The organism is Exiguobacterium sp. s43 (assembly GCF_018617255.1).
Taxonomy (GTDB): Bacteria; Bacillota; Bacilli; order Exiguobacteriales; family Exiguobacteriaceae; genus Exiguobacterium; species Exiguobacterium profundum.
The window spans coordinates 1,539,222-1,555,224 of record NZ_JACSJT010000001.1 but is presented as its reverse complement, the minus strand read 5'-3'; the positions used below and the strand labels follow the sequence as shown (position 1 = coordinate 1,555,224).

The following is a 16,003-nucleotide window of genomic DNA, read 5'->3' as shown; positions in this document are numbered from 1 at the left end:
GTGTGGGGACCCTTTTTCTGAGAGGGTCCTTCTTTCATACAATCAGGAGGATGACAGAATGTTTAAATGGGTGAATCCTAAAACGAAAATCGAGGCGGAGTTAAGTGTTCCTGAGCACGTAGCCATCATTATGGATGGAAATGGACGCTGGGCCAAAAAACGTGGTCTCCCTCGCATCATGGGTCACCGGGAAGGGATGAAGTCCATCCGGGAAGCGGTACGAACAGCACAAGAACTCGGGATTCGGTCTCTGACGCTTTATGCGTTCTCTACAGAGAATTGGACTCGTCCGGAAGAGGAAGTCTCATTCTTGATGAAACTACCGAAACAGTTTTTGGAGACCGATTTGAAAGAACTCCACGAACAGAATGTACGAGTGCTCGTTGCGGGAGATACGTCGAAACTCCCACGAGAGACACGAGAAGCCGTTAACGAGGCGAGAGAACGGACCGTTGCGAACACAGGGTTGAATCTTGTCTTCGCACTCAACTACGGGGGACGGGATGAGCTCGTTCAAGCGATGCGCAGCATTGCAGGAGACGTTCAGTCCGGTTTGGTTCAGGCAGACGATATCGATGACCGTATGATTGGTGAACGACTCATGACACACGTTCAAGACGTGGATCTCGTTATTCGGACGAGCGGGGAACAACGACTCTCTAACTTTTTATTATGGCAAAGCGCATATGCTGAACTTCATTTCACAGAAGTATTGTGGCCGGAATTTAAGCGTGAGCATTTTGTAGAAGCGATTGAATCATACAACGCGCGCACGCGACGTTTTGGTGGGGTGTAACATGAAGACACGTATTATTACAGGACTATGGGCAGGAGCCATCTTCATCACGGTAATTGCGCTTGGAGGAAATGCATTTGTTTCATTGATGGGGATTTTAGCACTCATCGGATTGAGTGAATTCACGTTGATGCGACAGCATAAGCTGTTGGCGTTTCCGTTCTTGGTGACAGCGCTCCTCGTGGCGTTCCCATTCCTCTTATTATTGATTGAGAATCAGGTTGTCACGGATGAACTTCCGTTCTCGATTGAACAATGGCTCGTCTTAGGGCTCGTGCTGTTGCTGTTTTGGACAGTGGTCACGAAAAATCGGTTCACGTATGAAGACGCTAGTTTTTACTTCGTCTCAGCGGTCTATTTGGTCGTCGGTTTCTCTAGTTTTGCGTTAGTCCGGCTCTCTGAGGACGGTCTATCGAAAGTGTTGCTGATCTTGTTTATGATTTGGGCGACGGACTCGGGAGCATATTTTACCGGAAAGGCATTCGGGAAAGCCAAATTATGGCCATCGATTAGTCCGAACAAGACGATTGAAGGGGCGATTGGGGGCATTGTGTCTGCGATTGTACTCGGTATCATCTTCGTCTGGATTGATCCGATCTTGCCGATAATTGAGGTCGTCATTTTAGCGATTGTCGTGGCGGTAGTCGGACAGCTCGGAGATTTGGTGCAGTCTGCTTATAAGCGCCAGTATGGAGTCAAAGATTCGGGTCACCTGTTACCAGGACATGGTGGCATTTTAGACCGGTTTGATAGTATGATTGCGGTCTTTACCGTCATTTGGGTGTTTAATCTGCTTTAAAAAGGAGTGTCGAAATGAAGCGAATTAGCTTAATTGGTGGGACTGGTTCGATTGGCGTTCAAACTTGTGACGTCATCGAACAGCACCCCGACCTGTTTGAACTTGAGGCGTATGCGTTCGGAACGAACGTCGATGTCGCCACGGAATGGATCAATCGACTTAGACCAAAATATGTGTCGGCAACGAGTATCGAAGTACTCGAACAGTTGAAGCCACGTCTTACATATGAACCTCTCTATTTTATTGGACCGGAGGGGCTGAAAGAGTGTGCGACGGCAGAACGGGCTGACATCGTCGTGACGGCAGTCGTTGGAGCAGTTGGACTCGAACCGACGCTTGCGGCGATTCAAGCAGGGAAAGATATTGCACTCGCCAACAAGGAAACACTCGTTACCGCAGGACATCTTGTCAAAGCGGCCGTGAAAGAACATGGGGTCAACCTATTGCCTGTCGACAGTGAACACTCCGCGATTTATCAATGTTTGAACGGGGAACGAAGAGAAGATGTATCAAAGATTATTCTAACGGCTTCAGGCGGTAGTTTCCGTGATCGTTCACGTGATGAGCTGGCTGATGTGACTGTTGAAGACGCACTGAATCATCCGAACTGGTCAATGGGAGCAAAAATCACAATCGATTCGGCGACGATGTTCAACAAAGGCTTGGAAGTCATCGAGGCACACTGGCTGTTCGATATCGATTATAATGATATTGAAGTCATCTTGCATCGTGAATCGATTATTCATTCGATGGTCGAATTTAAAGATGCTGCCGTGATGGCCCAGCTTGGAAACCCGGATATGCGTGGTCCGATCCTTTATGCGCTATCGGGACCGAAGCGGCTTGAAATCGAGGGGAATAAGCGGTTAAACTTGAAGGAAATCGGAAAGCTGCATTTTGAAGAGGCTGATTTCAATCGTTACCCGGCACTCCGGTTAGCGTTCGAAGCAGGAAGAGCCGGTGGTTCCATGCCGACCGTCTTGAATGCAGCCAATGAAGTGGCAGTGGACCTATTCTTGAACGGTCAGATCACGTTTTTAGAGATTGAACGACTCGTCGAAGAAGCGATGGCTCGACATGAGGTCATTGCCGAGCCGACGCTCGCACAAATTCTAGAAGTTGACCGAGCAGTACGTCAACAGATTCAGCAAGGAATTGAAGGTGGGGAATAAATCATGACGACTTTTATCGCCATCGTTTTGATGTTTGGCGTTCTCATTTCGGTACACGAATGGGGACACCTCGTCATGGCGAAACGGGCAGGCATTCTCTGTCACGAGTTTGCAATCGGATTCGGTCCAAAAATTGTTTCATTCCGTAAAAATGAAACGCTCTATACCATTCGTCTTTTACCAATCGGTGGCTACGTCAAAATGGCCGGAGAAGATTTTGAACCGATTGAAGTCCGAGCGGGTCAGCATGTCGGACTTCGTCTCACTGAACAGGGGACGGTCGATCGTGTCTACTTCCAACCGGACACGGCTAAAGATGTCCATGTCGTCGGAACCGTCGATAAGTTCGATTCGACACATGAGTTGAAAGTTCAACTTCTCATCGATGAGGAAGTGCGGGTCTATTCATTAGAGCGAGACACACTCCTTGTCGACCAAGGGATGGAAATTCAAATTGCACCGTATGATCGAACGTTTGGGGCCCAGTCGGTTTGGAAGCGTGTCTTGGCCATCGCAGCCGGTCCGGCGATGAACTTTGTCTTGGCGTTCATCTTGCTCATTATTGTTGGGCTCGTTCAAGGAACCCCAACGAACGATGGTCAAATCGGTACGGTTCAACCGGATTCAGCCGCTGATGAGGCTGGTTTGATGAGTGGGGATGAAATCGTCTCGATTGAAGGCGAGCCGATTACCGATTGGCTCGACTTGCGATCTGCTTTAGAAGACCGCGCGGACACCCCTACGGAAGTCACGTATGTCCGTGATGGAGAGGAAGCAACTGTCACCCTTACACCACAAGCAGTCGAACAAAACGGAGAGACGGTCGGGATTCTTGGTGTCACGAACGCGCTCGAACGATCACCGGTCAAAGCCGTGACGACGGGGGCGGAAACGACATGGACGATGTCGACGCTGATTTTCTCTGCGGTCGGTGATTTGGTGACAGGACAAGTCGGTGTCGATCAACTAGCAGGTCCGGTCGGGATTGTACGGATGACAGATGAAGTAGCGGCGAGCGGTTTGATCATGCTGTTGAATTGGACAGCGCTTCTCTCCGTCAACCTTGCCATCTTCAACTTGCTCCCATTGCCAGCGTTAGACGGAGGACGTTTGATTTTCCTCTTGTTCGAAGCGGTACGCGGACGTCCAATCGATCCGAAAAAGGAAGGATTCGTCCACTTTATCGGATTCGCACTCTTGATGATTTTAATGTTGATTGTCACTTGGAACGACATTCAATCATTCTTTAAATAAGCTGTTTGTAGAGAAGGGAAACGTTGAACTGTATGAAACAATCTAGATTGCTCATGCCTACATTGAGAGAAGTGCCGGCTGACGCGGAAGCGGTCAGCCATCAACTCCTCGTCCGTGGAGGATTCATCCGTCAAAATGCGGCAGGAATTTATTCTTATCTTCCACTCGGACATAAAGTGTTACACAACATCCAAACGATCATCCGCGAAGAGATGAATCGTGCCGGAGCTCAAGAGCTATTGATGCCTGCCATCCAACCGGCAGAACTTTGGGAAGAGACAGGACGATGGGGCATTTACGGTCCTGAGTTGATGCGCTTGACGGACCGTCATGACCGTCGCTTCGCACTCGGTGCGACACACGAAGAATTGATTACATCGATCGTCCGAGATGAGCTCAACTCGTATAAAAAACTTCCGATGAACTTGTACCAGATTCAAACGAAGTATCGTGATGAGCGTCGACCACGTTTTGGATTGCTGCGCGGACGCGAATTCTTGATGAAAGACGCCTATTCATTCCACGCGACACAAGAAGACTTAGATGAAGAATATACAAACATGTATAATGCCTACTCACGTATCTTCGACCGTACAGGACTGAAGTATCGTCCGGTCGTCGCAGACTCTGGGGCAATCGGCGGGAAAGACACGCATGAATTCCAAGCGCTTGCGGATATTGGTGAAGATACAATTGTCTACACGGACACGTCGAACTATGCGGCGAATATCGAGATGGCCGAAACGCTCGACCGTTATGAGATGCAACAAGCTGACGTTCGTCCCCTCGAAAAAGTGAACACGGAAGAAAATCGTACGATTGAGGACGTGGCGGCATTCTTGAATGTGGACCCGAAGACGACAATCAAATCTGTCTTGTTTAACGTGGATGGCGAAACCGTCATGGCAATCGTTCGTGGCGACCACGAAGCGAATGAAGTCAAAGTGAAGAACGCACTCGGTGGACTCGACATTCAACTTGAAGAAGAAGCGAAAATCGTTGAGTTGTTCAACTGTGCACCAGGTACACTCGGACCGATTAACGCTCCAGTCAAAGTCGTTGCCGACTATGCGGTCAAATACTTAGTGGATGCTGTCTGTGGTGCTAACGAGGCGAACACACACTACACGGGTGTAAATGCTGCGCGCGACCTTGCCGAGATGACATACCACGATTTACGTTTCGTTGTCGAAGGCGATTTGGCACCGGATGAGTCCGGTCCGGTTCGTTTTGCTCGTGGGATTGAAGTGGGACAAGTATTTAAACTCGGAACACGATATTCAGAAGCGATGGGTGCGACATTCCTCAACGAAGAGGGTCGTGCCGAACCACTCATCATGGGTTGCTACGGCATTGGGGTGTCACGCACACTTTCAGCCATCGTCGAACAACATCACGACGACCGTGGAATCATTTGGCCACGTAACGTAGCGCCGTTCGATCTCCATTTGATTGCAATCAACGCAAAAGATGAGACGCAAGTCGAGTTGGCGAACCGTCTTTATGAAGAGCTCGGTCAAACATACGATATCTTGTTCGACGACCGGAAAGAACGTGCGGGCGTCAAGTTTGCCGATGCAGATTTGATCGGACTCCCGATTCGCGTGAACGTCGGGAAAAAAGCTGGCGAAGGCATCGTTGAAGTGAAAGTACGTGCAACAGGTGAAGTGATTGAAACATCAATCGATGAATTGAAAGAAGTCATCGCTTCAAAATTTAGCGAAGTTCATTAATGGATGAAGGTGACAGCGGAAGCGGTCACCTTCATTTGTCGAATTGGCATAAAGGGGGAAAGACGGACCCGTGGAAGCAAATCAAAAGATGCAATTATTATTAAGTGACCTTGGGATCACGACCGAGACGGACCTGTTTGATCAGGCCGAACTCTCACGACTCGTCGTCAATAAGAAGCGACGGACGTGGACGTTCTATTTTTCATTTCCAGCAGTATTGCCATACGACGTGCATCAATTGTTCATGAGTCGACTAGAAAGCCGTTATGCAACGTTTGCGGATGAGGTGTACGCTCGGTTCTCGACAGTAGCGGGTGGGAGCGAGCAAGACTATATCGACTATTGGCCACGAATCGTCAGCGAGTTGAGCCAAGTATCTGGCGCGATGCGCAGTTATTTCGGCTCCGTTTCGCCACGATTCGAGCAGAACAAACTTATGATTCCGGTGCGTTCCGCACCTGAGGCGAGTTATGTGGACAAAGAGCTCTGTCAAGAAGTACAGGCGCTCTATAGTGCCTATGGGTTCACAAAAAAACCGTGTCAGGCTCAATTTTCGGAAGACGCTGAGGCAAATCAAGCCCTTCGCGAACAGGTCGTTCAAGAAGATATCGAACAAGCGAAAATGGCACTGGCTGCCCAATTCGCCAAGGCAACAGAAACGAACGACGAACCGATTACAGAAATCCGGATGGGTGCGCTCATTAAAGATGAGATTGTCCCAATCAAGACGATTATCGAGGAAGAACGACGTGTCGCGATTCGTGGACTCGTCTTCTCAGCAGAGCGCAAAGAGTTGAAGAGTGGTAAGAAACTATTCACGTTCAAGATGACGGATTACACAGACTCATTGATTGTGAAGGTATTTGCACGCGATGACGATGACGACCGTATGCTTAGTGCCGTCAAAAAAGGGATGTGGATTCAAACGGCCGGTCGGGTCGAAGATGATTCGTTCATGCGCGAACTATGTATGATGGCATCTCAACTTCAAGAAGTGAAAGTAGAACCACCACGTGACGAATGGGAAGGTGAGAAACGCGTCGAACTTCACGCGCATACACAGATGAGCCAAATGGATGCCGTCACAAATGTCTCGTCGCTCGTCGCTCGTGCCGCAAAATGGGGACACCGTGCCATTGCCATTACCGACCATGCTGGAGTTCAGGCGTTCCCGGAAGCCTATTACGCCGGGAAGAAAAATGATATCAAAGTGTTATACGGAGTCGAGGCGAACGTCGTCAACGATGGTGTCCCTGTCGCTTATCATGCGACCGATGTGGCATTGGATGATGCGACATACGTCGTCTTCGACGTCGAGACAACGGGACTTTCTGCCGTCTACAATAAAATCATCGAACTCGCTGGGGTTAAAATCAAGGACGGAGAAATCATTGACCGGTTTGAAGCGTTCGCCGACCCGAAACATGCCTTGTCAGCGACCACCATCGAATTGACAGGGATCACGGATGACATGGTCCAAGGTCAACCGGACCCGGAAGTGATCACGAAACAGTTCGTCGAGTGGTGTGGCGACAGCATTCTCGTTGCCCATAACGCGTCATTCGACATGGGCTTCCTCGAGGCGACACTCCGTAGTGGTGGGCATGAACCGGACGATTACCCGGTCATCGACACGCTCGAACTTGCTCGAACGCTGATGCCGACGTTGAAGAATCATCGACTCAATACACTCGCGAAGCGATTCGATATCGAACTGACACAACATCACCGTGCCATTTACGATGCGGAAGCAACGGCGTATTTGCTCATGAAGTTACTCGATCTCGCTAAGCAGATGTTCGAAATGACGACACATCGCTCGTTGAACGCGAAAGTCGGCAGTGACGTGTCGAAGATTCGTCCGTTCCATGCGACCATCTACGCGAAAAACAAAAAGCCAGGACTTCGTCATTTATACGAGCTCATCTCCTTATCTCACATCGATTACTTGTATCGGATGGCACGCATGCCACGTTCCGAGCTTGTGAAACGGCGAGAAGGATTATTGATTGGTTCGGCTTGTGATAACGGGGAGATTTTTGACGCCGCCTTGAACAAGTCGGATGATGAACTCGAGAAGATGATGTCATTTTATGACTTTATCGAGATTCATCCCCCGGCACTCTACCACCATTTGATTGATAAAGAGATTGTGACGAATGAATTAGAACTCCGCGAAATCATTAAGCGCATCATTCGTGTCGCCGAGAAGGCCGAGTTACCGGTTTGTGCGACAGGGAATGTGCACTATCTAGATCGGTCGGACCGGTCTTATCGCGAAATCTTGATTCGTACACAAGGTGGGGCAAACTTCATCAATACGCGTAAGGAATTACCACATGCGCACTTCCGGACGACAAAAGAAATGATGGAAGAGTTCAAGTTTTTAGGTGACGATTTAGCGCGTGAAATCGTCATCACGAATCCGAATGCAATCGCCGATCAGATTGAGTCGATTCAAATCATCCCGGATGATTTGTACACACCTAAAATTGAAGGGGCAGATGATGAGGTTCGGAATATGAGCTACGACATGGCTCGCTCCATCTATGGAGACGAGTTGCCTGAAATCGTGGAGGCGCGTCTTGAGAAAGAGCTCAAATCGATTATCGGTCACGGGTTCGCCGTCATTTATTTGATTTCGCATAAACTCGTTAAAAAATCACTCGATGATGGATATCTGGTCGGTTCGCGGGGGTCGGTCGGGTCGAGTCTCGTCGCAACGATGACGGAAATCACCGAAGTCAACCCGCTACCGCCTCACTACGTCTGTCCGAACTGTCAGCACTCACATTTCTTTAATGATGGATCGGTCGGTTCGGGGTATGACTTGCCAGACAAGGAGTGTCCGGAGTGCGGCACGTGGTACAAAAAAGACGGTCATGATATTCCGTTCGAGACATTCCTTGGTTTCAAAGGGGACAAAGTACCGGATATCGACTTGAACTTCTCAGGTGAATATCAACCGCATGCCCACGCCTATACAAAAGTACTGTTCGGAGAAGAATACGTCTATCGTGCCGGGACAATCGGAACGATTGCCGACAAAACGGCTTATGGATACGTGAAAGGCTATGCGACCGAGAACGATAAGATTTATCGGAACGCCGAAGTCGACCGTCTCGTTTCTGGGGTCACCGGTGTAAAAAGGACGACGGGGCAACACCCAGGGGGTATCATCGTCGTACCGGACTATATGGACATCGCGGATATCTCCCCGATTCAATATCCGGCGGATGACAATTCGTCTGAATGGAAGACGACTCACTTCGACTTCCACTCCATCCATGACAACTTATTGAAACTTGATATTCTCGGGCATGATGACCCGACCGTCATCCGGATGTTACAGGATTTGTCTGGTATCGATCCAAAGACGATTCCGACAGATGACCCGACAGTCATGAAGATTTTTTCTTCACCAGAAGTGCTTGGGGTGACACCAGAACAGATTGAATCGAAAACCGGGACGCTCGGGATTCCAGAATTCGGGACGAAATTCGTTCGTCAGATGCTTGAAGAGACAAAACCTTCGACGTTCTCGGAGCTCGTTCAAATTTCCGGTCTATCCCACGGAACAGACGTCTGGCTCGGGAACGCGAACGAATTGATTTATAACGGGACGTGCGAACTGAAGGATGTGATTGGTTGTCGAGATGACATCATGGTCTATCTGATTTACGCGGGCCTCGAACCGTCATTCGCCTTTAAAATCATGGAATCCGTCCGGAAAGGGAAAGGGCTTACGGAAGAGATGGAGTCCGAGATGCGAGAGAATGACGTGCCGGAATGGTATATCTCGTCTTGTAAGAAAATCAAGTACATGTTCCCGAAAGCACACGCGACTGCCTACGTGTTAATGGCGGTCCGGATTGCATACTTTAAAGTACATCATCCGATTCTGTACTACGCGACGTACTTTACCGTTCGAGCGGGAGATTTTGACTTATCCGCGATGATCAAAGGTCCCCAGGCCGTTCGTAAGGCGATGTCGGATATTCGAGAAAAAGGGTTCGATGCGACAGCGAAGGATAAAGGGCTACACACGGTCCTCGAACTTGCGCTCGAAATGCTCGAGCGGGGAATGAAGTTCCAAAACATCGACTTGTATCGGTCGAGTGCGACAGAGTTCTTGATTGAAGACAATACGCTGATTCCACCTTTCAACGCGGTCGATGGACTGGGAACGAATGCGGCAAAAGCGATTGTCGAAGCAAGGGAAGAAGGACAGTTCCTTTCGAAAGAAGATTTGCGGAAACGTGCGAAACTTTCGAAAACGGTCATCGAGACACTCGATACGATGAAATGTCTCGAAGGTCTGCCTGATGAGAACCAACTCTCATTCTTTGATTTTGGGGTGTAAGTTGCGATTTATCGGGAAAATATGATATATTAGTATCGAACAAAGTTGGATACTACGACGGAAAGGAGTAGGGAACCCTACTCCTTTCTTGTATGTAAAAGCCAGAAGGAGGGATGAGAGTGTCCAAAATAACAGAAGTCGTTGAATCGATTGCGTTGCCGATCGTAGAACGAGAAAACATGGAATTGGTCGATGTGGAATTTGTTAAGGAAGGTCCAGACTGGTTCTTGCGCGTCTATATCGATAAGCCGGGGGGCGTCGATTTGGACGATTGCGTCAATATCAATGAACAGCTCTCGGAAAAACTAAACGAAACCGATCCGATTGAACAGGCTTATTATCTTGATGTCTCGAGTCCTGGTGCGGAGCGTCCGCTGAAAAAGCCGAGCGATTTTGAACGTGCGGTAGGCAAAAATGTCTACATGAAAACGTTCGCTCCGATCGATGGTGCCAAAGAGTTTGAAGGAATTTTGACGGCATATGATGGGGAAACGGTCGTGATCGAGACACGCATCAAGACAAGAAAAAAAGCGGTATCGCTACCGGTTGACAAAATTGCACAAGCCCGCTTAGCGGTCACGTTTAGTTAAGGAGAGGGAAGAAGATGGGTCCACAATTACTCACTACAATCGATCAGATTGCCAAAGAAAAAGGAATCGACAAAAATATCATTATCGATGCACTCGAACAAGCGCTCATTTCTGCGTATCGCCGCAACGTGGCGAACCCGAACGAGCACGTGAAAGTCGAGTTTGATCAGGTGACGGGGGATATCCGTGTCTACGCTTTGTTAGAAGTCGTAGAGCGCCTCACGCAACCGGACCAACAGCTCTCACTCGAAGAAGCACATGAAATCGATCCGAACTATGAGCTCGGCGATTTCCATAAAGAAGAAGTCACACCGAGTGATTTCGGACGTGTCGCGGCGATGACGGCAAAACAAGTCGTCACACAGAAGATGCGTGAAGCGGAACGCGAACGCATCTACAACCACTTCGCTGACAAAGAAGATGAAATCATGACAGGGATCGTGGAGCGTTTTGACCCACGCAACCTTTATATCGGTCTCGAAAACAACATTGAAGCTGTATTGACACCGAATGAACAGATGCCGAACGAGTCATACCAAATTCATGATCGCATCAAAGTATACGTGACAAAAGTAGATTCAACGACGAAAGGTTCAGGTGCAGCGATTCAAGTTTCGCGTACGCATCCGGGACTTTTGCGCCGTTTGTTCGAACTCGAAGTTCCAGAGATTTCAAACGGAACAGTGGACGTGATGTCAGTATCACGCGAAGCGGGTGACCGTTCGAAAATAGCTGTACATTCGGATATCGTCGACCCAGTCGGCGCTTGTGTCGGACCGAAAGGACAACGTGTTCAAACGATCGTCGACGAATTGAACGGCGAGAAAATTGATATCGTCCGTTGGTCTGAAGACCCGAAAGAGTTCGTTCGTAACGCACTCAGCCCGGCTCAGGTCGTTGCGGTATATGTCAACGAGCCAGCAAAATCGACGACAGTCGTCGTACCGGACTATCAATTGTCACTCGCGATCGGGAAACGTGGTCAAAACGCCCGTCTCGCTGCGAAATTGACAGGATGGAAAATCGATATCAAGAGTGAAACGGATGCCGAAGCACTTGATTTGTTCGATACGTTCGCTGAAAAAGTTGAATCAGAACCAGAAATTGTTCAAAATGAAGTAGAACAAGACTTATCAGATGCTACAGTTGAAACGACTGCGGTGAAAGAAGAGGAATGACCATGAAGCAAAAGAAACTTCCTTTGCGTAAGTGTGTGGTCACACAAGAAATGCTCCCGAAAAAAGAATTGATTCGTGTCGTTCGTACGCCTGAAGGTGACGTGGTCATCGATCAGACGGGTAAAGTGAACGGTCGTGGCGCATACTTATCAAAAGATATCGAAGTCGTCCGTCAAGCAGAGAAAAAACGGACGCTCGACCATCACTTGAAAGTAAAGACGAGCGACGACTTGTATGAACAGTTGAAAGCTGTCGCAGGTGGCGAATCATGAGCCAGTGGGAATCATTGTTAGGCCTTGCTGCTCGAGCGAGGAAAGTAACGATGGGAGAAGAGTTTGTATTAAAGGATGTACGAGCGGGTCGTGCCAAGCTCGTCATTCTAGCCGGAGATGCAGGTGCCTCGACGAAAAAACGAGTCACTGACAAATGTGCGTCTTATCAAGTGCCATTGATTGAAGTGAGCGATCGCTATACAATCGGGGCTGCACTCGGTAAAGACATGCGTGTCGTCGTATCGGTGACAGAATCCGGATTTGCGAACAAGCTTAAGCAACTTCTCTCTTAACTATTAACGGAGGTGGATGCTTTGGGAAAACGCGTCTATGAATTTGCAAAAGAACAGAATGTAACGAGTAAACAAGTCATTACTCAATTAGAAAAATTGAACAAACCGGTGAAAAACCATATGGCCGTCCTCGATGAGGAAACGGTAAAACAATTGGACCGTGTGTTCAATCCTGAAAAATATCGTGCTGAAAAACAAGCGGAAGCGAAAGCGACGTCAACATCGAATGAGCCGAAGCAAGAGAAAAAAGAAGCACAATCGCCACGTCCACAAGCGGGACAACAGAACCGTGGCGGTCAAAACAATCGCGGTGGACAAAATCGTAACGACAACCGAAACAACGACCCACGCAATAAAAAACGTGGAAAAGGGAAAGGCAAAGGCAAGCCGGTAAAAGCGGCTGTGCCACAAGAAGCCGATCCAAACTCGAAGACAAGTCAGCGTAAAGCAGCACGTCTCGCGCAAGAGGCAGAGATGGGCAACGTCATCAAGTATGACGATGTACTCAGCGTGTCTGACCTTGCTTCAAAAATGAATAAAAAGCCAAATGAAATCATCATGAAGTTGATGGGTCTCGGTGTCATGGCAACCATCAACCAAACGCTTGATGATGAAACGGTTGAATTACTCGCTGCAGAATTCGGCTTTGAGGTTGAAAAAGAAGTTGTTGTCGATGAGACAGACTTTGAAACAGTTGAGATCGACTTCTCACAATATGACCTGGAAGAACGTCCAGCTGTCGTTACCATCATGGGTCACGTCGACCACGGGAAAACGACACTTCTTGACTCGATTCGTAACACGAAAGTCGTCGCAGGAGAAGCGGGCGGAATCACGCAGCACATCGGTGCTTACCAAGTTGAAGTCAACGATAAGAAAATCACATTCCTCGATACACCAGGTCACGCAGCCTTCACAACGATGCGCGCCCGCGGTGCCGAAGTGACAGATATCGCGATCATCGTCGTTGCGGCTGACGATGGCGTCATGCCACAAACAGAGGAAGCAATCTCGCACGCCAAGGCAGCGAACGTTCCAATCATCGTGGCAGTCAACAAAATGGACAAAGAAGGGGCAAACCCTGACCGTGTCAAACAAGAGTTGACAGAGTTCGGTCTCATCCCTGAAGAGTGGGGCGGCGAAACAATCTTCGTTCCGATTTCTGCCATCAAAGGCGAAGGGATCGATGAATTGCTCGAGATGATTCTCCTCGTATCTGAAGTCGAAGAATATAAATCGACACCAGACATGCCAGCTCGTGGTTCAGTCATCGAGGCGAAACTCGACAAAGGACGTGGACCGGTCGCGACACTTCTCGTTCAACACGGTACACTTCGAATCGGAGACTCAATCGTCGTCGGTAGCACATTCGGTCGTGTCCGTGCGATGGTCAACGATATCGGTCGCCGTGTGAAACAAGTCGGACCATCTACACCGATTGAAATCACTGGTTTGAACGACGTTCCACAAGCGGGTGACCAGTTCATCGTCTTCGAAGATGAGAAGAAAGCACGTGCAATCGGGGAAAAACGTTACCAACGTTACCTTGAGTCACAGCGTCGTGAGTCGGCGAAAGTAAGTCTTGATGATTTGTTCAGCCGCATTCAAGAAGGTGAAGTGAAAGACTTGAACGTCATCATCAAAGCAGACGTTCAAGGGTCAGCCGAAGCATTGGCTGGTTCACTCCGCAAGATTGATGTCGAAGGCGTCAAAGTTAACATCGTTCACCAAGGTGTCGGTGCAATCACGGAAGGTGACGTCATCCTCGCTTCAGCTGCGAATGCTGTCATCATCGGATTCAACGTCCGTCCTGATGGAAACGCACGTTCGATGGCGGAACAAGAGAACGTTGAAATGCGTCTCCACCGCATCATCTACAACGCAATCGAAGAAATCGAGAGCGCGATGAAAGGGATGCTTGACCCAGAGTTCGTGGAAGAAATCACAGGTCAAGTCGAAGTCCGTGACGTCTTCAAAGTTTCGAAAGTCGGTGCGATTGCAGGTTGTTATGTGACAGAAGGTAAAATCACACGTGACGCCGGTGTCCGTGTCATTCGTAACGGAATCGTGATTTACGAAGGTAAACTCGATACGCTTCGTCGTTTCAAAGATGACGTGAAAGAAGTTGCGACTGGTTATGAGTGTGGGATTAAAGTAGAGAAATTTGATGACATCAAAGTAGAGGATGTCATTGAAGCGTTCGTCATGAAAGAAGTCGAACGTAAATAATGTGAGGAGGGATCACGTATGAAAATTCGTGCCCAACGTGTTGCCGAGCAAATGCGTAAAGAAATAACAGATGTCTTGTTACGGGAAGTCAGTGACCCGCGTACAAAAAACGCTACGATTACGAGCGTTGATGTGACAGGTGACTTACAGCAAGCAACAGTCTATTATACGGTGCTTGGTGATGAGGAAGATGTGAAAGCAGAAACGCAAGCTGGTCTCGATAAGGCGAAAGGGTTTATCCGTCGCGAAATCGGGAATCGCATCCGTCTTCGGAAAACACCAGAGATCTCGTTTGAATATGATTCTTCAGTCGCATATGGTAGCCATATCGATTCGTTGATTCGTGATTTGAACAAAGATTAATAATTTGAAAGGGGAGACGTCGTTCTCCCTTTTTTTATATGGAGGGATGAAATTGGAACCGAACGGAGTGCTCGTACTCGATAAAGATGCTGGCATGACGAGTCATGACTGCGTATTTAAATTACGAAAATTATTCCAGACGAAAAAGGTCGGTCACACGGGTACGCTTGACCCGGAAGTGACAGGCATATTGCCCATCTGTTTAGGACGCGCCACAAAGTTATCGCGTTTTATCACAGATGAAGGGAAGCGTTACGTGGCCGAGGTGACGATTGGTACCGCCACGATGACCGAGGACGCGCATGGCGAGGTCGTCGCGCAGAAGTCAGTCACACCGAACGATTTGGATGCAACCCAGATTGACGAGGCGATGCGCCAATTGACAGGGAGGATTGAACAAATCCCGCCGTACTACTCGGCGGTCAAAGTAAATGGGAAGAAGTTGTACGAGTATGCTCGGAAAGGGCAGACCGTCGAACGACCTCGGCGGACGGTCGAGATTCATCGTCTGGAGCGGACGAGTGAATTGATATTCGAAGCGGACGTCTGTCGATTCCGAATGGAAATCGACTGTGGGAAAGGGACGTATATTCGAACGCTCGCCGTTCAGATTGGGGAGAAACTCGGTTACCCTGCCCATATGAGCGAACTCAGACGGACGAGCTCAGGAACGTTTGATGAAGCGACCGCGGTAACACTCGGAACGCTTCAAACACTTGAAACGGTCGAGGAGCGAATGGCGTATGTCATTCCTCTCGAAGATGTGATCAAACGCTGGCCAATGATCACCATTCCAAAGAATCGGGAACGCTATATTCGCAACGGTGGGAAGCTGAACGGCGTTTCGCTCGAATTTGAGTTATTTACTGTCTATAATGAAGAAGGAATCCCTCTTGCTTTATATCGAAGACAAGAAGGAACGACAGACGCTACAGTCGAGGTCATGTTGGCTATCGACTAA

13 protein-coding genes are annotated in these 16,003 nt (G+C 48.7%); all 13 read left to right on the top strand.

The window, feature by feature from the left end; all coding sequences use genetic code 11:
- Positions 1-58: 58 nt before the first annotated feature.
- The gene (locus KNO79_RS07955) at positions 59-796 is read left to right on the top strand and encodes an undecaprenyl pyrophosphate synthase (protein ID WP_159562100.1); all 738 of its coding nucleotides are present in this window, start codon (positions 59-61) and stop codon (positions 794-796) included.
- Between the two features lies 1 nt (position 797).
- Positions 798-1,595, top strand: a complete 798-nt coding sequence (locus KNO79_RS07950; RefSeq protein WP_159562101.1) for a phosphatidate cytidylyltransferase — start codon at positions 798-800, stop codon at positions 1,593-1,595.
- Between the two features lie 14 nt (positions 1,596-1,609).
- Positions 1,610-2,767, top strand: a complete 1,158-nt coding sequence (dxr, locus tag KNO79_RS07945; protein WP_159562102.1) for a 1-deoxy-D-xylulose-5-phosphate reductoisomerase — start codon at positions 1,610-1,612, stop codon at positions 2,765-2,767.
- A 3-nt stretch (positions 2,768-2,770) separates the two neighbouring features.
- Positions 2,771-4,021, top strand: a complete 1,251-nt coding sequence (rseP, locus tag KNO79_RS07940; protein ID WP_214691052.1) for an RIP metalloprotease RseP — start codon at positions 2,771-2,773, stop codon at positions 4,019-4,021.
- A 32-nt stretch (positions 4,022-4,053) separates the two neighbouring features.
- On the top strand, positions 4,054-5,754 hold the full coding sequence (locus KNO79_RS07935) for a proline--tRNA ligase (RefSeq protein WP_214691278.1): 1,701 nt from the start codon (positions 4,054-4,056) through the stop codon (positions 5,752-5,754).
- A gap of 70 nt (positions 5,755-5,824) precedes the next feature.
- Positions 5,825-10,117: a PolC-type DNA polymerase III gene (locus KNO79_RS07930; RefSeq protein ID WP_214691051.1), complete on the top strand. Its 4,293-nt coding sequence runs from the start codon at positions 5,825-5,827 to the stop codon at positions 10,115-10,117.
- A gap of 119 nt (positions 10,118-10,236) precedes the next feature.
- Positions 10,237-10,707, top strand: a complete 471-nt coding sequence (rimP, locus tag KNO79_RS07925; protein WP_015881425.1) for a ribosome maturation factor RimP — start codon at positions 10,237-10,239, stop codon at positions 10,705-10,707.
- 14 nt (positions 10,708-10,721) lie between these two features.
- Entirely contained in the window at positions 10,722-11,885 is a 1,164-nt protein-coding gene (gene nusA, locus KNO79_RS07920) for a transcription termination factor NusA (protein WP_074037219.1), read from the top strand.
- Positions 11,882-12,157, top strand: a complete 276-nt coding sequence (rnpM, locus tag KNO79_RS07915) for an RNase P modulator RnpM (protein WP_193343251.1) — start codon at positions 11,882-11,884, stop codon at positions 12,155-12,157. The genes nusA and rnpM overlap by 4 nt, the downstream gene beginning before the upstream one ends.
- Positions 12,154-12,450 carry a YlxQ family RNA-binding protein gene (locus tag KNO79_RS07910; RefSeq protein ID WP_015881428.1) on the top strand — a complete coding sequence of 99 codons (297 nt, stop codon included), beginning with the start codon at positions 12,154-12,156 and terminating at the stop codon, positions 12,448-12,450. Before rnpM ends, KNO79_RS07910 begins: the two co-directional genes overlap by 4 nt.
- 21 nt (positions 12,451-12,471) lie before the next feature.
- A complete protein-coding gene (gene infB / locus KNO79_RS07905) occupies positions 12,472-14,679 on the top strand; it encodes a translation initiation factor IF-2 (RefSeq protein WP_214691050.1) in 2,208 nt (735 codons plus the stop codon).
- Between the two features lie 18 nt (positions 14,680-14,697).
- Positions 14,698-15,042, top strand: coding sequence for a 30S ribosome-binding factor RbfA (gene rbfA, locus KNO79_RS07900; protein ID WP_159562106.1), 345 nt, complete (start codon positions 14,698-14,700; stop codon positions 15,040-15,042).
- Positions 15,043-15,088: 46 nt separating this feature from the next.
- Positions 15,089-16,003, top strand: a complete 915-nt coding sequence (gene truB / locus KNO79_RS07895) for a tRNA pseudouridine(55) synthase TruB (RefSeq protein WP_251125233.1) — start codon at positions 15,089-15,091, stop codon at positions 16,001-16,003.